Origin of the sequence: Pedobacter sp. MC2016-14 (assembly GCF_020991475.1) — a bacterium.
Classification (GTDB): domain Bacteria; phylum Bacteroidota; class Bacteroidia; order Sphingobacteriales; family Sphingobacteriaceae; genus Pedobacter.
In genome coordinates, this window is the sequence record NZ_JAJMPA010000003.1 from 28534 (window position 1) to 50494 (window position 21961).

23 protein-coding genes and 1 riboswitch are annotated in these 21961 nt (G+C 42.9%); of the genes, 13 read left to right on the forward strand and 10 right to left on the reverse strand.

The features are described 5' to 3' along the window. Nucleotides 1–37 precede the first annotated feature (37 nt). From LPB86_RS15425 to LPB86_RS15440, 4 genes are all read right to left on the reverse strand, one after another. Entirely contained in the window at nt 38–1282 is a 1245-nt protein-coding gene (locus LPB86_RS15425; protein ID WP_230645552.1) for a homoserine dehydrogenase, read from the reverse strand. Next, nucleotides 1283–2341: a homoserine O-acetyltransferase gene (metX, locus tag LPB86_RS15430; protein ID WP_230645554.1), complete on the reverse strand. Its 1059-nt coding sequence runs from the start codon at nt 2339–2341 to the stop codon at nt 1283–1285. A 10-nt stretch (nt 2342–2351) separates the two neighbouring features. Beyond that, complete coding sequence (locus tag LPB86_RS15435; RefSeq protein ID WP_230645556.1) at nt 2352–3662, reverse strand: O-acetylhomoserine aminocarboxypropyltransferase/cysteine synthase family protein; 1311 nt, start codon at nt 3660–3662, stop codon at nt 2352–2354. 244 nt (nt 3663–3906) lie between these two features. After that, nucleotides 3907–4019: riboswitch (SAM riboswitch) on the reverse strand. A gap of 146 nt (nt 4020–4165) precedes the next feature. After that, entirely contained in the window at nt 4166–5281 is a 1116-nt protein-coding gene (locus LPB86_RS15440) for a PLP-dependent aspartate aminotransferase family protein (protein WP_230645558.1), read from the reverse strand. Between the two features lie 96 nt (nt 5282–5377). On the opposite strand from LPB86_RS15440, the gene LPB86_RS15445 reads away from it, so the two are divergent. From LPB86_RS15445 to LPB86_RS15495, 12 genes are all read left to right on the forward strand, one after another. After that, the gene (locus LPB86_RS15445; RefSeq protein ID WP_230645560.1) at nt 5378–5869 is read left to right on the forward strand and encodes a lipocalin family protein; all 492 of its coding nucleotides are present in this window, start codon (nt 5378–5380) and stop codon (nt 5867–5869) included. Between the two features lie 93 nt (nt 5870–5962). Continuing rightward, nucleotides 5963–7447, forward strand: a complete 1485-nt coding sequence (locus tag LPB86_RS15450) for an NAD(P)/FAD-dependent oxidoreductase (RefSeq protein WP_230645562.1) — start codon at nt 5963–5965, stop codon at nt 7445–7447. Beyond that, nucleotides 7444–8280: a phytoene/squalene synthase family protein gene (locus tag LPB86_RS15455; RefSeq protein WP_230645564.1), complete on the forward strand. Its 837-nt coding sequence runs from the start codon at nt 7444–7446 to the stop codon at nt 8278–8280. Before LPB86_RS15450 ends, LPB86_RS15455 begins: the two co-directional genes overlap by 4 nt. Further along, complete coding sequence (locus LPB86_RS15460; RefSeq protein WP_230645566.1) at nt 8271–8744, forward strand: hypothetical protein; 474 nt, start codon at nt 8271–8273, stop codon at nt 8742–8744. The genes LPB86_RS15455 and LPB86_RS15460 overlap by 10 nt, the downstream gene beginning before the upstream one ends. Nucleotides 8745–8767: 23 nt before the next feature. Then, the gene (locus LPB86_RS15465) at nt 8768–9238 is read left to right on the forward strand and encodes a sterol desaturase family protein (protein ID WP_230645568.1); all 471 of its coding nucleotides are present in this window, start codon (nt 8768–8770) and stop codon (nt 9236–9238) included. Nucleotides 9239–9609: 371 nt separating this feature from the next. Further along, nucleotides 9610–10803, forward strand: coding sequence for an aminofutalosine synthase MqnE (mqnE, locus tag LPB86_RS15470; RefSeq protein ID WP_230645570.1), 1194 nt, complete (start codon nt 9610–9612; stop codon nt 10801–10803). After that, the gene (locus tag LPB86_RS15475; protein ID WP_230645572.1) at nt 10803–11426 is read left to right on the forward strand and encodes a histidine phosphatase family protein; all 624 of its coding nucleotides are present in this window, start codon (nt 10803–10805) and stop codon (nt 11424–11426) included. The genes mqnE and LPB86_RS15475 overlap by 1 nt, the downstream gene beginning before the upstream one ends. Before the next feature lie 2 nt (nt 11427–11428). Further along, complete coding sequence (locus LPB86_RS15480; RefSeq protein ID WP_230645574.1) at nt 11429–12154, forward strand: menaquinone biosynthetic enzyme MqnA/MqnD family protein; 726 nt, start codon at nt 11429–11431, stop codon at nt 12152–12154. A gap of 78 nt (nt 12155–12232) precedes the next feature. Next, nucleotides 12233–14845, forward strand: a complete 2613-nt coding sequence (gene mutS / locus LPB86_RS15485; RefSeq protein ID WP_230645576.1) for a DNA mismatch repair protein MutS — start codon at nt 12233–12235, stop codon at nt 14843–14845. Nucleotides 14846–14849: 4 nt separating this feature from the next. After that, complete coding sequence (locus tag LPB86_RS15490) at nt 14850–15347, forward strand: C40 family peptidase (protein WP_230645578.1); 498 nt, start codon at nt 14850–14852, stop codon at nt 15345–15347. A gap of 11 nt (nt 15348–15358) precedes the next feature. Next, entirely contained in the window at nt 15359–15487 is a 129-nt protein-coding gene (locus tag LPB86_RS20865; RefSeq protein ID WP_255695561.1) for a hypothetical protein, read from the forward strand. 23 nt (nt 15488–15510) lie between these two features. Next, on the forward strand, nt 15511–16515 hold the full coding sequence (locus tag LPB86_RS15495) for a 3'-5' exonuclease (protein ID WP_230645581.1): 1005 nt from the start codon (nt 15511–15513) through the stop codon (nt 16513–16515). Nucleotides 16516–16543: 28 nt separating this feature from the next. Here LPB86_RS15495 and queG read toward each other — a convergent pair whose 3' ends face one another. Further along, nucleotides 16544–17479, reverse strand: coding sequence for a tRNA epoxyqueuosine(34) reductase QueG (gene queG / locus LPB86_RS15500; protein ID WP_230645583.1), 936 nt, complete (start codon nt 17477–17479; stop codon nt 16544–16546). 85 nt (nt 17480–17564) lie between these two features. Between queG and LPB86_RS15505 the strand changes: the two genes are divergently transcribed. After that, complete coding sequence (locus tag LPB86_RS15505; protein ID WP_230645585.1) at nt 17565–17771, forward strand: hypothetical protein; 207 nt, start codon at nt 17565–17567, stop codon at nt 17769–17771. Here LPB86_RS15505 and ruvB read toward each other — a convergent pair. From ruvB to LPB86_RS15530, 5 genes are read right to left on the reverse strand one after another with little or no spacing between them, the layout of a single operon-like run. Further along, entirely contained in the window at nt 17763–18785 is a 1023-nt protein-coding gene (gene ruvB, locus LPB86_RS15510) for a Holliday junction branch migration DNA helicase RuvB (protein ID WP_230645587.1), read from the reverse strand. The genes LPB86_RS15505 and ruvB overlap by 9 nt on opposite strands. Nucleotides 18786–18804: 19 nt before the next feature. After that, complete coding sequence (locus tag LPB86_RS15515; RefSeq protein WP_370632855.1) at nt 18805–19656, reverse strand: 3-hydroxybutyryl-CoA dehydrogenase; 852 nt, start codon at nt 19654–19656, stop codon at nt 18805–18807. 4 nt (nt 19657–19660) lie between these two features. Next, nucleotides 19661–20311 (reverse strand): pyridoxamine 5'-phosphate oxidase, encoded by a 651-nt coding sequence (pdxH, locus tag LPB86_RS15520; protein WP_230645590.1) that lies wholly within the window; start codon nt 20309–20311, stop codon nt 19661–19663. A 7-nt stretch (nt 20312–20318) separates the two neighbouring features. Beyond that, on the reverse strand, nt 20319–20813 hold the full coding sequence (gene purE, locus LPB86_RS15525) for a 5-(carboxyamino)imidazole ribonucleotide mutase (protein WP_230645592.1): 495 nt from the start codon (nt 20811–20813) through the stop codon (nt 20319–20321). Nucleotide 20814: 1 nt separating this feature from the next. Continuing rightward, the gene (locus LPB86_RS15530) at nt 20815–21954 is read right to left on the reverse strand and encodes a 5-(carboxyamino)imidazole ribonucleotide synthase (protein ID WP_230645594.1); all 1140 of its coding nucleotides are present in this window, start codon (nt 21952–21954) and stop codon (nt 20815–20817) included. Nucleotides 21955–21961: the final 7 nt, after the last annotated feature.

The following is a 21961-nucleotide window of genomic DNA, read 5'->3' on the forward strand; positions in this document are numbered from 1 at the left end:
AGTCCTGCGCTAAGCAGGACCTGTTAAATTCAGAATATTATTGAGCCAGTTCCAGACCTTCGTCTGCAATCGCTTTAATTTGGTCTTCTGTGTAGGTGTATTTGCCTGTATGGGCAATAAACACATCTTTATTGGTCAGCAATTCCTTATTGGCCAATAGGGTTTTTAAGTTTACATTGCCAATTACATATTTGTAATCGTTGCGCGAAAAGCGCTCTACAATGTTTTCTACTTTGAGCTTATCCAGCGTATATTCGTGTACATAACGCAAGTAAACCTCTATGTTTACATTGTCCGTATGCACTAAGCCATTGTGCTGGTGGTATTTTTTATATTCGTAGCGGTAATCGTAGCGCAACGCAGCAATGTCTGATAAAACCGCCGCACCAGTAGGGTGCCCGCCCGCACCTTTACCAAAAAAGAACTGTTTATCTGCAAAAGCAGCCTGTACCGTTACGCCGTTGTACTCATTCTCTACGTTGTACAAGAAGTCATCTGCTTTTACAAACTTAGGCAGTACATAGGTTACCACCTGTTTAGTGCTGATTTTACGTGCTGTGGGTACCAGTTTAATTTTAAAGTTCTTTTCTCGGGCGTACTGAATGTCATTGTCAGAGAGGTTTTGGATCCCTACATTTAAAATTTTATCCGGATTGATGAACAACCCATAAGCATGAGCAGTAGCAATGGCCAGTTTAAATTTAGGATCATAACCACCAACATCCATAATCGGATCTGTCTCTGCAAAGCCTAAGTCCTGAGCTTGTTTCAAGGCCTGGTCATAGGGCATATCTTCATTAAAGATTTTAGAGAGGATGTAATTTGAAGAACCGTTAAAAATTCCGCTGATGCCATGCAGCAACTCATTGTCGTAATATTCTTCCAGGTTTCTGATAATTGGGATACTGCCGCAAACAGCACCTTCATATAATAAAGAAGTACCATGTTTAGCCTGCAATTCTACCAATTCTGCCAAATGATTTGCAATCATTTTTTTATTTGCAGAGACTACGTTTTTGCCATTTATCAATGCTTTTTTAGTGATGGCAAATGCAGCGTCTGCATCATCAATTAATTCTACTATGGTATTAATTTCCGGATTATCCAGGATCTCATCATGATTTGCCGTAAATAATTTAGAATTAAGGCTTCTTTTTTTGTCCGGATTTTTGATCGCGATTTTGATGATTTCCAGGTTAAGTTCCTGTCCACGGATGATGTCATGTAATCCCTGGCCCACTACGCCAAACCCGAATAACCCGATTTTGAGTGTCTTGCTCATTTATGCTATTTTATGTAATTTGATAATTTTCTTACTTGTACTGTTTTTTAAAAAATTGCTGATGATGTTGGTTAATACACCAGTTTCAATTAAAAAGCCATCATGTCCAAAAGCCGAGGCTACGGCTGCAAATTCTGCATCTTTAATATGATCGCTCATAAATTTTTGTTCCGTAATGGGAAAAAGAACGTCGTTCTCAATGCCAATAACCAATGTGTTGGATTTTACGCTGGCAAGGGCATCTACCACACTTTTCCTGCCACGACCCACATTATGACTATCCATGGCTTTGCTCAGGTACCAATAGCTGTAGGCATTAAACCTGTTGCAGAGCTTTTCTCCCTGATAGTTTTGATAAGATGCCGCCCTAAAGCCGCTTGTTTTATCATTTACGCTTTCCAGCTGCGTAGCAGCATAAGCATCATAAGTACGGTAAGAGAGTAAGGCAATACTTCTGGCCACTTTTAATCCTTTTAGTCCTCCATCTGGTTTCTGCGCGTAAAAAGTCCTGTCTGTGCTAATGGCCAGTCGCTGACTTTCATTAAAAGCAATTCCCCAGGGCGAGTGTAGCGCATTAGAGGCTACGAGAATCAGGTTTTTAATTCTGTTTTGCTCCATAATTGACCATTCCAGTGCTTGCTGTCCGCCCAGAGAACCCCCAATCAGTACCTTAATGGTATCAATAGCAAGGTGTGCGGCCAGCAATTGGTGCGCCTGCACAAAATCTCTGATGGTAAGTTCAGGAAAAGCAAGGTAGTAGGGTAAACCCGTTACCGGATTTATGCTCAGTGGATTGGTGCTGCCATAATTAGAACCCAGTACATTTGCACATACAATAAAATGTTCTTCAGGATTAAATAAAGCATTGCTTCCAAAAAGTCCTTTCCACCAGTCCAATACATCTGAGTTTGCTGTTAAAGCATGACATGCCCAGATCACATTGTCTTTATTGGCGTTTAATTTTCCATACGTATGGTAAGCAATCTCAATTCCCTTTAGCTTCTTCCCGTTTTCCAGTTTAAACTGCCTGGTATAATTGTATGTGTGTATCGTGCTCATTATGGGCAAGCTAAATTTGCTTAGTGCTTTTGTTGATGGCTTGTTCAAAATCGGCCTTGATGTCGTCAATATGTTCAATCCCTACAGATACCCTTAGTAATTGAGGAGAAATCCCTGCCGCAAGCTGTTCTTCATCGCTCAATTGCTGATGTGTAGTGGCAGAAGGCTGGATGATCAGCGTTTTTGCATCACCCACATTGGCCAGATGGCTTACCAGTTCAAGGCTGTCTACCAATTTGGTAGCAGTTTCCTTATCTCCTTTAAGTTCAAAAGAAAGCACCGCGCCAAAGCCGTTTTGTAAATATTTTTTAGCTAGTGTATGGTAAGGACTGCTTTCCAGTCCCGGGTAGTTTACTTGTTTAACCGCCGGATGCTGTTGCAGCCAGGTTGCCAGGGCCAGCGCGTTATCTACATGGCGTTGTACCCGTAAAGAAAGTGTTTCCAATCCCTGGATCAATAAAAAGGAATTGAAAGGCGCCAGTGCCGGACCAAAATCCCTTAGGCCTTCAACCCTTGCGCGGATGGCAAACTGAATGTTGCCAAATGGGCCGCCAATACCAAATACATCGTTAAAAACCAATCCGTGATAACCTTCAGAAGGAGCGGTAAATTGTGAGAACTTACCGTTTCCCCAATTGTAATTCCCGCCGTCTACAATCACGCCACCAACACTGGTACCATGGCCGCCTATCCATTTGGTGGCAGATTGCACCACAACATGCGCACCATGCTCTAATGGTTTAAACAGGTATCCTGCGGCACCAAAGGTATTGTCTACAATGAGGGGTAAATCATGTTTTTGGGCAATAGAAGAAAGCCTTTCAAAATCAGGAATGCTAAAAGATGGGTTTCCTATGCTTTCTACATAAATAGCCTTGGTTTTGGCATCTATTTTAGCTTCAAAATCGTTTGGATCATCGCCATTGGCAAATTTAACCGTTATGCCCAGGCGCTTAAACGCAACTTTAAACTGGTTGTAGCTACCACCATACAGGTGCGTTGAGGATACAAAATTATCTCCCGCTTCCAGAATGTTGTTTAGTGCAATAAACTGAGCAGCTTGTCCTGAGGCTACTGCCACAGCTGCCACACCACCTTCAAGTGCCGCTACCCGTTTTTCAAAAACATCTGTTGTTGGGTTCATGATCCTGGTGTAGATGTTGCCAAATTCTTTTAAAGCAAAAAGATTGGCGCCATGTTCAGAATTTTTAAATCCGTACGAAGTAGTTTGATAGATGGGTACTGCGCGTGAGCCTGTTGATGGATCGATTTCCTGTCCTGCGTGGACTTGTAAAGTTTCAAATTTATGTGAGGTTGACATGTTTTTGTGATTTAAGGTTTAAAATGAGTATAACATTGCTGACGTACCCCAGAGCTGGGGCCTTCCGGATTGAATAACAAAAAGGAAGATTTTTATTTTAGGCCATGCAACAGCACATACAAGTATGTAACTGCATTAAACCACCGTTAAAAACGATGCCGGATGTAAAGGCTAACGTTGAGCGCTTTAAAATTAACTGATCTCTTTGAAGAGAAGGAATGTACGTAATGTTCATTTTAGTTCTAATTTATCTTTCCAAATAACACCATGTTATGTGGTCAGGAATTGGCACCTTCTCCGTTAGGGAGGGTTGCCAGTGGGTCAATGAGCCTGTCTCTCGCCACTTCTTTATAAATCAAACCAATTGAGATTTGACTTTCGCGGGCTTTATGCCTTTGATACTGCAAATGTAGGGTTTACTTGTAAAATCACCAAAATAAAATTCTGAATTTATATTAAGTGTTTGTTTTTTAGTTAGATAATTAAGTTTATTTGGCTTTTATTTATCCTAAAGCTTGGCTTAAGTCGTTGATTAAGTCGTCAATGTGTTCCAGTCCGGCAGAGATCCGAATTAAATTCTGTGGGGTTTTGGTGTCTGGCCCTTCTACAGAGGCACGGTGCTCAATGAGGCTTTCTACACCGCCAAGACTGGTAGCCTGGGCAAATAAGTGTACGCTATTCACCACCTTTTTAGCGGTTTCGCCTGTACCTTTTACCAGAATAGAAAGCATCCCGCCAAAATCAGACATTTGTTTTTTGGCAATTTCGTGCTGCGGATGAGAACTCAGTCCAGGATAATAAACTGCTTCTACCTTGGGGTGCTGTTCCAGGTATCGTGCCAGTGCCATTCCGTTTGCACTATGTCCGCGCATTCTATAGGCCAAGGTTTTAATGCTCCTTAAGAGCAAATAACAATCAAAAGGAGCAGGTACGGCACCGCCAACCTGCTGTATGTTCCTGATTCGCTCCCAAAATTCATCTTTTTTTGCCGTTACCAATACGCCGCCCAACACGTCACTATGGCCGCCGATATATTTTGTACTGGAATGCATCACGATGTGTGCCCCCAATACGATCGGATTTTGAAGACATGGCGAAGCAAAGGTGCTGTCGCAAGCCAGCAAAAGCTGGTGCTCGTTCGCAATGCTGGCTACAGCTGCCACATCGGTAATTTTCAAAAGCGGGTTAGAGGGTGTCTCTACCCAAATCATCACCGTATTGTGCTTTATATATTGCGCAATTTCCCCAATTTGTGTAAGGTCAATAAAATCAATTTCCAGGATGCCTTCAAATAAAGATTGCAGCTGTTTTTTAAAACCCCAGTACATATCGTCAGGCGCAATAATATGACTTCCTGGCTTCAGGGCCTGAAAAAGTGCCATTCCAGCAGTATTGCCCGAAGAAAAAGCACAGGCATCGGCTCCGCCTTCCAGTTGGGTAAGCACCTGTTCAAGTGCAGCGCGGTTTGGGTTACTAACGCGGCTGTACATATGTCCCCCGGGGTAACCTCCGGTTTCGTCTCTAAAAAATGTTGTAGATAAGGAGATTGGCTGTGTTACATCTCCGGTTGCGGTCTTAATGTTTCCGGCGTGTATGGCCGTGGTTTCTATTTTAGGCATAAACAAATTTAGCGGTTATAGTTTAAACTCCCCAATTTTGGCAGGATTTATGTAAGCTATTTGTTACTAAATACAAATTAACAAATACAACAAAAAATGAAAAGAATATTATTTATAGCGGCCATTTTATGCGGTTCATTAATGGTTTTACAAAGCTGTTCGTCAACAAAAGGAACTACTGCCGGTGCAGATTTAAAAAGAGGTAAGGTAACAGGCACCTGGTTGTTAAATACAGTTAGCTTTGAAGGTATTCCTTCTGTAGCGGTTAAATCATTGTTTGATGAAGCTTCGTATAAATGTTTTGAAGGTAGTACCTGGAGATTTACCAACAGCGGTAACGGAAGTTACGCTTTGCCAGGTGGCAATGGCTGCGATGCAAAAACGCAAACCATATTCTGGTCTGTAAGCACTGCCGATGAGACTTTTCAATTTAAAAAGCTATATGAAGGTGATAAAGCCAAAAACGTAACTACAGGTTACAGGCTTATTCTTTCTGCAACTACCGGTGATAACCTGGTTTTAAAATCACCCATCCAGTATGGCAATACTACTGCTTACATCGTATTAAATTATACAAAAGCACAATAGTTAGTAAATTTTAAATCATTCATAGAGAAGGACCCTTTTGGGTCCTTTCTTGTTTAGCAAAAATTATTGCTATTTTGAGCCCTCAAGTGATTTATGGCTAGAGTTTCGATTATAGGTACCGGGTTTTCAGGTTTATCAGCCGCCTGCTTTGCAGCAAAGGCGGGTCATGATGTAACTGTCTTTGAGAAGAATGCCACCATTGGTGGCAGGGCAAGAATGTATGAAGCCGAGGGCTTTAAATTTGATATGGGCCCAAGCTGGTATTGGATGCCTGATGTGTTTGAAGATTTTTTTGCGGAATTTGGTAAAAAATCAGCTGATTATTATGAACTCATCCAATTGGACCCCGGATTTCAAATGATCTTTAACCCTGCTGATGTGGTAAAGATTCCTGCCAATGAAACTGAACTTTACGCTGCTTTTGAAAACATAGAAGCCGGAAGCAGTGTAGCACTAAAGAAGTTTTTAAAGGAAGCGGAAGTAAAATATACCATTGGCATGAAGAAGTTTGTGTTTAAGCCTTCTTATTCATGGCTGGAATACATCAATTTTGACATCCTTAAAGGCGCCATGAGTTTACAAATGTTTAGTTCTGTAAGTTCCAGTGTGCGCAGTTATTTTAAAGATGAACGTTTAATTGCGCTAATGGAGTTTCCTGTGCTTTTTCTTGGTGCTACGGCTGGTAAAATACCGGCACTCTACACCATGATGAACTATTCTGCATTGGTACAGGGCACCTGGTATCCTAAAGGGGGCATGCATCAGCTCATCACCGCCATGGAAACCCTGGCCCGTTCTCTCGGAGTTACCATCTATACCAATACCGCAGTTAGCAAAATTGAAGTTAGCGGGGGCAGGGCCACTGCGCTGGAGACTTCAGCCGGACGGGTTGAAACAGATGGTGTAATTGCTTCTGCAGATTACCACCATGTAGAGCAGCATCTACTTGAAGCACCTTACCGCAATTACACTGAAAATTATTGGGAGGCTAAAACTTTTGCCCCTTCCTGCCTCATCTATTACCTTGGCATCAATAAAAAATTAAAAGGGCTATTGCATCACAATTTGTTTTTTGATGCAGACCTTGAGGTCCATGCCGCAGAAATTTATACCCGTCCAAAATGGCCGGAACATCCTTTGTTTTATACCTGCTGCCCTTCTAAAACCGATGAAACCGTTGCGCCGGAGGGCATGGAGAATGTTTTTATACTCATTCCCATCGCAACTGGCCTAACCGATACGGATGCGCTCAGGGAGCGTTATTTTAATGGGGTTATTCAGCGGATGGAAAACTATTGTGGCGAAAGCTTCGCCGAAAATATCGTTTATAAAAAAACGTATTGCATCAATGATTTTGTAGCAGATTACAATGCTTACAAAGGCAATGCTTACGGTTTGGCAAATACCCTGCTGCAAACAGCCGTATTAAAGCCCAGTCTAAAAAATAAAAAAGTAGCCAACCTGTTTTATACCGGTCAGCTTACTGTACCGGGGCCAGGCGTGCCGCCTGCGCTGATTTCGGGACAGGTAGCGGCCAAAGAACTGATTCGTGAACTGACAAAAAAATCTGCCTTATGAAGTTACTATTTGACCGCATTTCTCAAGCTTCCAGTAAAATTGTAACCACCACCTACAGCACCAGTTTCTCTCTTGGGATCCGCTGTCTGCATAAAAAATTTCATACCCCCATTTATGGGATCTATGGTTTTGTACGCCTGGCCGATGAAATTGTAGATTCTTTTCACGAGTATGATAAAGAGACTTTACTCCAGGATTTTAAAGAAGGAACCTATAAAGCCATCGACCAGAAAATAAGCTTAAATCCTATTTTAAATAGTTTTCAGCACGTGGTAAGGGATTACCAGATAGAAAATGAACTGATTGAGCGCTTTCTGGCCAGCATGGAGATGGACCTGAACGATAAGCAGCATTCCAGTGGTTCTTACGATGAGTATATTTTAGGCTCTGCCGAAGTGGTAGGTTTAATGTGCCTGCGTGTATTTTTGGAAAATGACGAGCAACGCTACCAGCATTTAAAACCATTTGCCATGAAACTAGGGGCCGCATTTCAGAAAATCAACTTTCTGCGCGATCTTAAAAATGATTACGAGGTTTTGGGCAGGGTATATTTTCCTGAACTGGATTTGAGTGTCTTTTCTGAGCAAAGCAAGGCTGCTATTGAAGCGGATATTGAGCTTGATTTTAACGCTGCCTTGGTAGGCATTAAACAGCTTCCCTGCAGCTCTCGTTTTGGTGTGTATGTAGCTTATGTGTATTACCGCACGCTGTTTAATAAAATAAAATCTGTTTCTTCGGCCAAAATTATGGGCGAGCGAATCAGGATTCCGAATACACAAAAAATAAGTTTACTTGCAGGATCGTACTTTAAATACCGATTGGGATGGCTATAAAATTAGTACTGGTTTGCTGGTTGTGGGTATTTGGCCTGGCCTATGATGATACCGCAGACCTCCGGGTCTACCGTAAACTCATGGAGCAATCGGTGGAGGATAGCAAGGTGGCTACGCAGTTTTACGAAAAGCTTAAGACTGTAAAAGACGATGGTTTGCCTGTGGTCATGGGTTTTAAGGCGATGTCGGAATTTCTGATGTGTAAACATCTGGTAAATCCTTTATCCAGGTTGTCGCATTTTAAAAATGGAAGGAAACTCCTGGAAGAAGCGATTGCGAAATCTGAAGATAACCCTGAACTTATCTTTTTTAGGTACACTACGCAATTAAACTGCCCTTCAATTTTAAATTATAATGGCAATCTGGCCTCAGATAAAGCGTTCTTGTTACAATGGCTAAATAAAAACGCATCAGATGAGGACCTCTACAAAAGAATTAAAACTTTTATGGCAAAGCGCCGCTAAATGGCTTTAACTTTACACTGAAAATGATACATGTACTCAGCAACATCGGGATTGTGGTGTTAACCTTCTGTTTAATGGAATGTGTAACCTGGCTCACCCATAAATACATTATGCATGGGCTGCTATGGATATTGCATGACGACCATCACAATAAAACTGCCCATTTTTTTGAAAAGAACGATTACTTTTTTGTGATTTTTGCTACTATATCCATGTGCTTTTATTTTGTGGGCACCTTTGTAGCCGATTTTGGTTTTATGTTTTACATTGGCATAGGCATTACGCTGTATGGCTTTGCGTATTTTATGGTGCATGATATTTTGATTCATCAGCGCTTTAAATTCTTTTCGCGCACCAATAACTTTTATTTTAGGGCGCTGCGGAAAGCACACAAAATGCACCATAAACATTTGGGTAAGGAACAGGGCGAATGCTTTGGTATGTTGTATGTGCCCATGAAGTATTTTAGGGAAGCCTGGCGGACTAAAAAATAAAACATACTGTCGCCTCCTCAAAATTCTTGCCCTGAAAAAGGGCGAATTTCGCATGTCGGCTCGTAGTATGTTTTATTTTTTGAGCAGATGCTGCTTCCGGTATGTAGCATACTTTCATGGGGCGGTGTGGTTTTCCGGCTGGGTGTTTAGTGTATCTTATTTTAAGCCTACATTTTAGGCTGCCTAGTGTGGGTTGTTTAGCTTCTTCCAGTGAATGTTTTAGCACAATTTCATGCTGCGTAGTGTGGGTTATTTAGCTTCTTCCAGCGATTGGTTTAGCACAATTTCATGCCGCATTTGGCATTTCTTTGACTTTATAAAAACACAACAAAGGTGATTTTAACTTACTTTTGTGCATAATCAATTCATCGATGACCACTACTGCAAAACTAACTTTCTTGCTCAATGATCCGGATTTACCGGCACCGCTTAAAGTTATTGCCCAAAAAGTTCAGCAAAAAGAAAGAATTTCATTTGACGAAGGCGTTTATTTATACGAACATGCCGAACTAGGCTATTTGGGCACCTTAGCCAATTACATCAGGGAAGAAAGACACGGAGACCGTACTTATTTTAACCGCAACTTCCATATTGAACCTACCAACGTTTGCGTTTACAGCTGTAATTTCTGCTCGTATTCCCGTTTAATCAAAAATAAGGAAGATGGCTGGGAAATGAGTGTGGATGGCATGATAGACATCCTGAAAAAATACGATAAAGAGCCGGTAACTGAAGTACACATTACAGGCGGGGTAGTGCCAAAGCAGAACCTGGATTTCTACGCTGATTTTTTCAGGAAAGCTAAAGCACATCGTCCTGATCTTCACATTAAAGCGTTAACTCCGGTAGAGTATTACTACATCTTTAAAAAGGCTAAATTAAGTCATTACGAAGGCATGAAATACATGCATGAGGCAGGTCTTGATTCTATGCCCGGAGGCGGAGCAGAGATTTTTCATCCAGAAGTAAGGGAAAAGATAGCACACGATAAATGTAATGCAGCGCAGTGGCTAGACATTCATGAGCAGGCGCATAAACTGGGCATGAGAAGTAATGCAACCATGTTATATGGCCACATCGAAGAATTTTGGCACCGTGTAGACCACATGGAGCGCTTACGCCAGCTGCAGGATAAAACCGGCGGCTTCCAGGCTTTTATTCCCTTAAAGTTCAGAAACCAGAACAACCAAATGGACCATGTGCCGGAAGTGTCTGTAGTGGAAGATTTGCGGAATTACGCCATCGCCAGGATTTATATGGATAACTTCGATCACATCAAAGCCTATTGGGCCATGATCAGCAGGCAGACTGCGCAGCTGTCCCTTAATTTTGGGGTAGATGATATTGACGGTACACTGGATGATACCACCAAGATTTATTCTATGGCGGGGGCAGAAGAGCAGACACCTGGAATGAGCACGCAAGAGTTGGTAAACCTCATTAAACAGGTAAACCGAAAACCTATAGAAAGAGATACTTTATACAACGTAGTAACCGATTATACAGCTTTTGTATTTGAGGATGAAGTTAAACCTCAGTTTTACAAATTGCCAGTAATCAACTAATGGATAAAGAGTTATATATTATAAGACACGGAGAAACAGAATTAAACAGACAGGGTATTGTACAAGGCAGGGGAATTAACAGTGACCTTAACGATACGGGCCGGGCGCAGGCCGAAGCCTTTTACCAGATGTACAAGGATGTTCCCTTTCAAAAAATTTATACCTCCAGTTTAAAACGTACCCATCAAACGGTTCGCCGCTTTATTGAATCTGGTTTACCCTGGGAACAGCTGTCTGGTCTGGACGAGCTGGCCTGGGGAGAATGGGAAGGCCAGCCGACCTCTGAAAATGCACTGGCAATTTTTAGAGGACTGGTAGAACAATGGCAACATGGCTATTACGATGCCAAGTTTGCCGGAGGGGGCGAAAGTCCGAATGAGGTAGCCATCAGGTTAAAAGAAGCTGTAGCGCATATCCTGAGCCATACAGAAGAAAAACTGGTATTGGTTTGTATGCATGGAAGGGCCATGCGCCTCTTGCTTTGCATCCTTACCGGAAAGCCTTTTTCTGACATGGGTTTTTTCCCGCATCAAAATACCACGCTATATAAAATTGCCTTAAATGGCGATGAATTTAGTGTGATAGATTTTAACAATACCGATCATTTACAGGAGATAAAATAATTTTGAATAAGCTAAAAATATCGGCAGTAAGCTATACCAATACCAAACCTTTTCTTTATGGCATTGAACGTTCTGAGGTCATCAATCAAATAGACTTGAGCTTAGATATCCCTTCAGATTGTGCTGCTAAATTAATTGATGGACAGGTTGATATCGGTTTGATTCCTGTTGCAGCTTTTCCGCAGGTGCCCAATGGCAGGATCATTGCAGATTATTGCATCGGCTCCGTTGGAGCGGTAAATTCTGTGTTCATCTTTAGTGCCGTTCCGGTTAATGAAATAAAAACCCTCAGGTTAGATGCCCAATCACGTACCTCTAACAATCTGGCCAGGGTGTTGCTTAAGTTTTTCTGGAAACAGGAAGTACAGTTAACTACTGACCCGGATGCACAAACAGATGCCATTGTGTTGATTGGCGACCGTACCTTCGGAAAAAAGGACAGTTACGCGTATGCCTTTGATCTTGGAGAGGAGTGGATGAACTTTACAGGTTTGCCTTTTTTATACGCCGCATGGATTGCCAATAAGGATATTCCGGATTCTTTTATTGCTGAGTTTAATAAAGCCTTAAAATTTGGGCTTGACCACCGTAAAGAAGTACTGAAAAGCCTTCCTGCACATCCCGAATTTGATGTAGATGATTACCTGATGCATAAGCTGGATTTTGAGCTTACTGAAGCCAAAAGAACGGCCATGAACTTGTTTCTTGGCTACATTGCACAATTGTAAAAGCCGCTTTTTATTTCAAAAAAATACCAACGCTAAATTTCTAGGTAGTATCTTTACGATTTTGTAAACACAATCATTTTGGCCAAAGATACGACTAAAGAAACACCGTTAATGCAACAATACAATGCCATCAAAGCAAAGTATCCGGGTGCACTATTGTTATTCAGAGTAGGAGATTTTTATGAAACTTTTGGAGAAGACGCTGTAAAAACAGCAGGTATTCTGGGCATTGTGCTCACCAGAAGGGGTACTGGTCCAAATGGCGGGGCCTTAGAGCTGGCCGGTTTTCCGCATCATTCTTTAGAAAACTATTTATCTAAGTTGGTTAGGGCCGGACAAAGGGTGGCCATTTGCGATCAACTGGAAGATCCTAAAGCAACCAAGACCATTGTAAAAAGAGGGGTAACGGAACTGGTTACACCGGGCGTGGCTTATAACGATAACATCCTGAGCCAAAAATCAAACAACTACCTTGCTGCGGTTTATTTTGATAAAAACCAGCTTGGCGTGGCCTTTCTGGACATCTCTACAGGAGAGTTTTTGGTGGCCCAGGGCAATACAGAATACATAGATAAACTATTACAGGGTTTTAAACCTACAGAAGTTGTTTTCCAAAAAAGCCGGCGCAAGGACTTTTTTGAGCAGTTTGGCGATAAGTTTTACACCTATCAGCTGGATGAATGGGCATTTGCCAATGATTATGCCACTGAAATTTTAACCAAACATTTTGAAGTTACGTCCTTAAAAGGCTTCGGTATCGATAAAATCCAGGCCGGTATTGTTGCTGCCGGGGTAGTGTTGCATTACCTCAATGAAACTGAACACCGCAATTTGAAGCACATCTCTTCTATTTCCAGACTGGAAGAGGATAAATACATGTGGCTGGACCGCTTTACCATCCGCAACCTGGAACTGGTTAGCTCTGCCAATGAAAACGCAGTAACCCTGTTTGATGTACTGGACCAAACTTCTACCCCTATGGGTGCCAGGATGCTCCACAAGTGGATCATTATGCCCTTAAAGGAATTAAAGCCTATACAAGAACGCCTGGGTATGGTAGATTTCTTTGTAAAGCACGATGCTTTATTGCAGGAGTTTTTAGGCCACATTAAACAAATTGGCGATCTGGAAAGGCTGATTTCTAAAGTGGGCCTTCAAAAGGTGGGACCGAGGGAGCTTTGCCAGCTTAAAAAATCGCTCTACCACATAGAAGCTGTACAGCAGCTGGCCAAAAAATCCAATAATCCATTTTTAATTGCCCTGGCAGATCAGCTGAACCCTTGCTTGTCCATCCGCGAAAAACTGGAGCGTGAATTACAGCAAGATCCTCCTGCTTTACTGATTAAAGGAAACGTGATCAGCGACGGGATAGACGAAGAGCTGGATAAATTGCGCAAAATCTCTTATGGCGGCAAAGATTACCTGATCGAAATTCAAAAAAGGGAAGCTTTAGCTACGGGTATTCCGTCGCTTAAAATCGCTTTCAACAATGTTTTTGGCTATTACCTGGAGGTTACACACACGCATAAAGATAAAGTTCCGGCAGAATGGTTGCGCAAGCAGACGCTGGTAAATGCCGAGCGTTACATTACACCAGAATTAAAGGAGTACGAAGAACAAATATTAGGTGCCGAAGAGAAGATACAGCAAATTGAAGTGCGCATGTATACAGAGTTGATGTACCAGGTTTCTACCTATATTAAGCCCATTCAGCTCAATGCACACCTCATTGCTAAACTGGATGTATTGCTGTGCTTTGCACAACTTGCGGTCAGCAATCATTACGCAAAGCCAGAACTGAATAAACAGCGCGTGCTGGACATTAAAGGTGGCAGGCACCCGGTTATCGAAAAAAGATTGCCTGTTGGCGATGAATACATCACCAATGATGTATTCCTGGATAACGATACACAGCAAATCATCATCATTACCGGACCCAACATGTCGGGTAAATCGGCCATACTACGGCAAACAGGCCTAATTGTGCTCATGGCGCAAATGGGTTGTTTTGTACCGGCCAAGGCCGCTACTATTGGTCTGGTAGATAAGATTTTTACCCGTGTGGGTGCCTCAGATAACCTGTCATCCGGAGAGAGTACCTTCATGGTAGAAATGAACGAGACGGCAAGTATCCTCAACAACATCTCTGACAACAGTTTAATTTTACTGGATGAAATTGGTCGGGGTACCAGCACTTACGATGGAATTTCCATTGCCTGGGCCATTGCAGAATTTTTGCACACGCATCCTACCGCAAGGCCTAAAACCTTGTTTGCCACCCATTACCATGAGCTTAATGAGCTGGCCAGCACCATGAACAGGATTAAGAACTTTAATGTTTCTATTAAAGAGACGGCTACCAAAGTCATCTTTTTAAGAAAGCTGATTCCCGGTGGCAGCGAGCACAGTTTCGGGATCCATGTGGCTAAAATGGCCGGTATGCCGCCAAAACTCATCAACCGCGCCAATGAGATTTTAAAGAAACTGGAAATTGACAGAACAGAGGGGCAAAGCATTAAAGACAGCATTAAAAAGGTGCAAAATCAGGCTTATCAGCTCCATATGTTTTCTGTAGATGATCCGATCCTGGTTAAAATCCGCGATATGCTCAATAACCTGGATGTAAATGTACTCACCCCGGTAGAGGCCCTGCTTAAACTGGACGAGATTCAACGTTTAACTAAACAATAGACCTATGGGGTATAAAACAACTTTTAGACTGGTATTGATCTTTGTAGCTATGCTGGCCTTTTCTTCCTGCGGATCGAGGCGTGGCACTGTAAAATCTACTACGGCGGCTGCCGGTGCTGCAGATGCCATGGCCAGGTTAAAAAGCAGGGAGCTGTACAAATTTATTACCGATTGGACGGGGGTAAGGTACCAGTTGGGCGGTTTAGATAAAAAGGGCATAGATTGTTCTGGCTTTGCCTTGCTGTTACAAAGGGATATTTATGGCATCAAATTGCCCAGAAGGTCAAGAGACCAGGCCGAAGTGATTAAAAGTTCGGGTTCTTTGAAAGAGGGCGACCTGATTTTCTTTTCTTTTGGTGGCTCGGGGGTAGATCATGTAGGTGTGTACCTGAATAACGATTATTTTGTACATGCCTCTACCACCAGGGGGGTAATTGTAGATAATTTGAAGTTAGCCGCCTATCAGCGTGCTTTTGTTAAAGCAGGCCCCGTAAAAGATTAACGCATACAAGCATGGAAAAGCAAAAACACGACATTTCCTTTTGGACAAAATATAAGAAATTTGCCACCACAGAGATTTTAATGTACCTCATCATGGTCATCGGAATTGGCCTAGGTATCATTTTTTTATCTTACTTTTGATTGGGTATTACATATAGAAACTAATGAAATTAAATTTAATAAGACCGCTCGCCTTTTTTGATCTGGAGACCACAGGTTTAAGTATCGGAGCCGACAGGATAGTTGAAATTGCTATTTTAAAAGCCATGCCTGATGGAACTGAGCTGGTAAAAACGCTGAAGATTAACCCTGAAATGCCTATCCCTTTGGCTTCATCTTTAATTCATGGAATCTATGATGAACATGTTGCTGAAGCCCCTACATTTAAAGCGGTAGCACAAGAACTGGTAGATTTTATAGGTGATGCCGATTTGGCGGGCTATAACTCCAACCGCTTTGACATTCCGGTGTTACTGGAAGAGTTTTTAAAAGCAGGGGTAGATTTTGACATGTCAGACCGCAAGTTTGTAGATGTGCAGAACATCTTCCACCAAATGGAGCAGCGTACTTTGCGTGCAGCTTATAAATTTTATTGCGATAAAGACATCATCAATGCCCACTCTGCCGAAGCGGATATTACCGCTACCTATCATGTACTGCTGGCACAGCTGGAGCGTTATGAAAATGCCGACTTTGAAGACAAGCAGGGAAACATTACCCAACCGGTAAAAAATGACGTACCGGCCTTGCATGCCTTTACCAATATGAATAAACCGGTAGATTTTGCCGGAAGGTTGGTGTACAACGAGAATGATGAAGAAACCTTCAACTTTGGAAAACACAAAGGCAAAACGGTTGAAGACGTATTTGATGTAGAGCCCAGCTATTACGCCTGGATGAAGAATGGCGACTTCCCCTTATATACCAAAAAGAAACTGGACGAGATCTGGACGCGCTGGAGCACTAAAAAGGCAAAAAATCCACCTGCAGCCCGGCCTGTACAAGCGGCTAAACCTGCTGCACAGCCCAATCAGGCACCAAAGCCTTCTTTTGTTAATAAACCTAATTTTGCCAAGCCTGCAGAACAGGCCCAGCCTAGAAAAGAAAAACCTGCCGCAGAAGTGACCAATGATATGTTGGAGCAGCTGAAAATGAAATTCGGCAAGTAATTTAAAGCAGCGCTGATAATGAACGTAATCAGCGCTGCTTAATAAAGTCTATATTCCTGGTCAGGCCTTTAAACTTGGTGCGCTTTACGGCCGAGTTTTTAAAAATCACTTTAAATACATCCTCTGTAATATCCTGCCAGTCTTCTTTTTTCATTTCCAGCAATTGCGCATTCGGTTGAAAAGCCGGTTCCGAATGCGGAGCCGAAAAGCGGTTCCATGGACAAACGTCCTGGCAAATGTCACAGCCAAACATCCAATTCTCCATTTTCTGGTTAAATTGTGCCGGGATCTCTTCTTTAAGCTCAATGGTGAGGTAGGAGATGCATTTATTGGCATCTATGATAAAAGGAGAGAGGATCGCATCCGTAGGACAGGCATCAATGCAGCGGGTGCAAGTTCCGCAATGGTCGGTTTGAAAAGGATGGTCGTATTCCAGATCCAAATCCACAATCAGTTCTGCAAGGAAAAAAAAGGAACCACTTTTTTTGCTGATGATGTTGCTGTTTTTACCCACCCAGCCAATTCCCGCACGTTTAGCCCAGGCCCGGTCCAATACCGGTGCAGAATCTACAAAAGCCCTGCCGCTCACTTCGCCAATTTCTTCGCGGATAAACTCCAGCAGTAAAAACAGCTTGTCTTTAATTACCGTATGGTAATCTATGCCATAAGCGTATTTGGAAATCCTTGGCGCGTCGGGGTCTTGCTGACCGGCCTCCGGAAAATAGTTGAGGCTTAAAGAAATTACAGATTTTGCATCCTCTACCAGCAAGCGTGGGTCCAGTCGTTTGTCAAAATGATTTTCCATGTAAGCCATTTTGCCATGGTGCTCATTCTTCAGCCAGGTTTCCAGTCGCGGGGCTTCTTCTTCCAAAAATTCTGCCTTCGCTATACCGCATTGCATAAAGCCAAGCCTAAGGGCTTCGTCTTTAATTAATTTGCTGTTTTTGGCGGCATTGCTGGACATCGTTTGGCAAAGATAGGGCTTTCAACGCAAAACATTTTAGGCCTTTTGCTGTTGTAACTCGTATATAAACACAAATTCAAACAGTATGGAAACTACAGATCAACAACACCACGAAGATCCGAATCAAGCGCCGAAACCGATAGAACATGATTACGCAGCACACGAAAATGATCCTGGACCTTCTCCGCAAGCCGTAGAAGAAGACAACGATAAAGGCGCAGGACCAGTAATGAAATGGGCTATCCCAATTATTGTAATTGTACTGATTATTGTTTGGTGGTTTTTAAAATAACCTGCCAGATTGCGATAAATAATCCCGTTTAAGATGTTTATAAGCCGCTTCAGTTACCTCTCTGCCGCGTGAAGTGCGCATGAGGTAACCTTCCTGGATCAGGAAAGGCTCATAAACTTCTTCAATGGTGCCCTCGTCTTCGCCAACAGCAGTGGCTATGGTTTTTAAACCTACGGGGCCGCCTTTAAATTTATCAATAATGGTCAGCAAAATCTTGTTGTCCATTTCATCCAAACCATGTTCATCTACATTCAGTGCCGTTAAAGCAAAGCGGGCAATCGCGGTATCAATGGTGCCATTGCCTTTAATTTGCGCAAAATCACGCGTTCTGCGCAACAGCGCATTGGCAATCCGGGGTGTCCCGCGACTACGTCTGGCAATTTCATAAGCACCTTCGTCTGTAATCGGGGTATTTAAAATTTGAGATGACCGCAATACAATCGTGGTCAGTAATTTGGCATCGTAATAGGCTAAGCGGGAATTGATCCCAAACCTGGCCCTCAATGGCGCGGTCAGCAAACCAGAACGGGTAGTGGCCCCAACTAATGTAAAAGGATTTAAGCCAATTTGAACAGAGCGCGCATTCGGCCCGCTCTCCAGCATAATGTCAATCTTAAAATCTTCCATGGCAGAATACAGGTATTCTTCAACCAGGGGACTCAAGCGGTGGATTTCGTCAATAAAAAGGATGTCTCCGGTATCCAGATTGGTCAGCAGACCTGCCAAATCTCCGGGTTTATCCAGCACCGGCCCAGAAGTTACCTTAATGCCCACATTCATTTCATTGGCAATGATGTAAGATAAGGTGGTTTTACCAAGACCAGGAGGGCCATGCAGTAGCACATGGTCTAAAGGTTCGCCACGTAATTTAGCGGCAAGCACAAAAATCTTAAGATTTTCCATCACTTTCTCCTGTCCCGTAAAGTCGTCAAAAGCTTGCGGGCGCAATACTTTTTCTATATCTCGTTCTACAGGACTTAAGTTTTCTGAAGATGGATCCAGATTTTCATTCATAATATAAAGGTAACAAATCTTAGTACTTGTAAAAGCCCTGGCCAGATTTTACTCCGGTTTTTCCAGCCATCACCATGTTCACCAATAGCGGACAAGGTGCATATTTAGCGCTGCCAAAGCCAGATTGCATCACGCGAAGGATGGCCAGACAAACATCCAGACCTATAAAATCTGCCAGTTGCAAAGGCCCCATAGGGTGGGCCATGCCCAATTTCATCACGGTATCAATTTCATTTACGCCCGCTACACCCTCATATAAGGTATAAATGGCCTCATTGATCATCGGCATCAAAATTCTATTGGCCACAAAACCAGGGTAGTCGTTTACCTCTACAGGTACTTTCCCTAATTTTTCCGAAAGTTCCATCACGGCTTTAGTGGTTTCATCACTCGTAGAATAACCACGGATAATTTCTACCAGTTTCATCACCGGTACCGGGTTCATAAAATGCATGCCAATCACTTTATCGGCCCTGCCCGTAGCCGCCGCAATTTGGGTAATGGAAATAGAAGAAGTATTGCTGGCCAAAATGGTACTCGCTTTGGCAGATGCGGCTACTTCCCTAAATATTTTCAGTTTAAGTTCCAGATTTTCACTGGCCGCTTCCACCACCAGGTCTACATCCGCAACACCATCATGAATAGAGGTAAAGCGGGTAAGCCTGGCCAAAGTTTCCGCTTTCTGCTCTTCGGTCAATACCGCTTTGGCCACTTGCCTGTCCAGGTTTTTGCCTATGGTAGTCAGTGCCCTGTCCAGCGCCTCATCATTAATGTCAATCAAATTTACCTGATAGCCATACTGCGCAAAGGTATGTGCAATGCCATTGCCCATTGTGCCAGATCCAATTACCGCTATAGTATTCATATCAATATGTTTAAGGTGCAAGCCTGTTAATCACCCATACACCATCAACCAGGTTATAATTGATCCTGTCGTGCAACCTGCTAGGGCGACCCTGCCAAAATTCCATATGCAAAGGCTCCACAATATAACCGCCCCAGTGCTCTGGTCGCGGTACATTGGCATCCGCATAATCTTTACTTAGCTGCGCTACCCTTTGTTCCATCACTTCCCTGCTTTCCAATACGGCACTTTGAGGAGAAGCCATGGCACCAATCTGGCTGCCTTTAGGGCGACTCTGGAAATATTCGGTAGACAATTCAGGAGCAATTTTGCTCACCACACCATCTATCCGGATCTGCCTTTCCAGTTCAGCCCAAAAAAACACCAGAGAAGCCTGTGGGTTCTCTTTCATCTCCGCACCTTTAGCACTGTGGTAATTGGTAAAAAACGTAAAACCGTTCTGGTCAAATCCCTTCAACAGTACAATCCTGGCCGATGGTTTTCCAAACCTGTCCGCAGTGGCCAGTGTCATCACATTGGGTTCGTACAATTTCGCATCCAGGGCAGCCTTAAACCAAATCTGAAACTGGTCTATCGGGTTTTTAGCCACTTCATTTTCATGAAGCTCGGCACTGCGGTACTCTTGTCGTAGGTTTTGCAGGTCTTCTTGCGTAAATTCCATGATCTCCTTAGTTAATTTTTTCCAGTTCGGCAGCAGTCTCCTCTACGGCCATGCGCAGCTCATCTTTATACTGCTGCATTGCTGTAGCCAGCGCTTCATCTGCGGTAGAAAGAATTTGCACGGCCAGTAAACCTGCGTTTTTAGCCGCGTTTAGCGCTACCGTAGCCACTGGGATACCGTTTGGCATTTGTAAAATAGAAAGGATAGAATCCCATCCATCAATAGAGTTAGATGATTTAACCGGCACACCAATTACAGGTACCACGGTAATAGAAGCCACCATGCCCGGCAAATGGGCTGCGCCACCCGCTCCGGCAATAATTACCTTTATCCCCCTTGATGCTGCGCTTTTGGCGTAGTCAAACATGCGTTCTGGTGTACGGTGGGCAGAGACTACCGTCATTTCAAAATCCACACCAAATTTCCTTAATACATCTGCAGCGTCGTTCATGATGTTTAAATCAGATTTGCTGCCCATGATGATGCCTACCTTTATGCTCATTTTATGATATTACTTTTAGCGTTTCCTTAATTAAATTTGCCTTTTCTATCGCCGCTTCGCGGTTTTGGTCCACAATCGTCACATGTCCCATCTTGCGGAATGGCTTCGTATATTTCTTGCCATATAAATGCACATATACACCGTCTATGGCCATTATTTTTTCCAGTCCCTGGTATTTGGCCACCCCATCATGCCCTTTTTCACCCAGTAAATTAATCATCACCGCATTCGTAATCGAACGGGTATCGCCCAATGGAAGGTTACAAACCGAACGTAAATGCTGTTCAAACTGCGATACATAATTTCCTTCTATCGTATGGTGACCGCTGTTGTGTGGCCTTGGGGCCAGTTCGTTCACCAAAATATCCCCATCCCTGGTCACAAACATTTCTACCGCCAGTAAGCCGGTAATGTTTAAGGCTGCGGCAATTTGTTTGGCCAGTGCTTCTGCTTTTTCCTGAATGGCATCCGGATAAGTAGAAGGGCTGATTAGAAACTCAACCAGATTGGCTTCGGCATTAAATTCCATTTCCACCATCGGGAAGGTACGCACCTCACCGTCACTGTTCCTGGATACAATTACCGCTATTTCTTTTTCAAAATCTACCAGTTCTTCTACCAGGCAAGGCACCTCAAAAGCATGTTCAATGTCATGATAGGTGTTAATTTTCATTACCCCTTTTCCGTCGTAACCATCTTTGCGCTGCTTTAAAATATATGGAAAAGCCATACTGCAGTTTTTAAGGTCTTCCTTGGTGTTTACCAGCTGGAATGGAGCGGTTGGAATGTCATTTTCTTTAAAAAACTGTTTCTGAACGCCTTTGTCCTGGATCAGGCGGATTACCCTGGCCTGAGGGAATACTTTTTTGCCTTCTTTTTCCAGTTGTTCCAGCGCTTCAATGTTTACTTTTTCTATTTCAATGGTAATCACATCGGCTTTCTTTCCAAAATTATAAACGGTATCAAAATCAGTAATGGAACCGCATTCAAAATAATTTGCCAGGTGTTTGCAAGGAGCGTCAGTATCGGGATCAAGAATTAAGGTAGTCACGTTGTAATTAATGGCTTCCTGAATGAGCATCCTGCCCAACTGTCCGCCGCCTAATATGCCCAATCTCAACTCACTTATTTGTTTTGCCATAATGGAT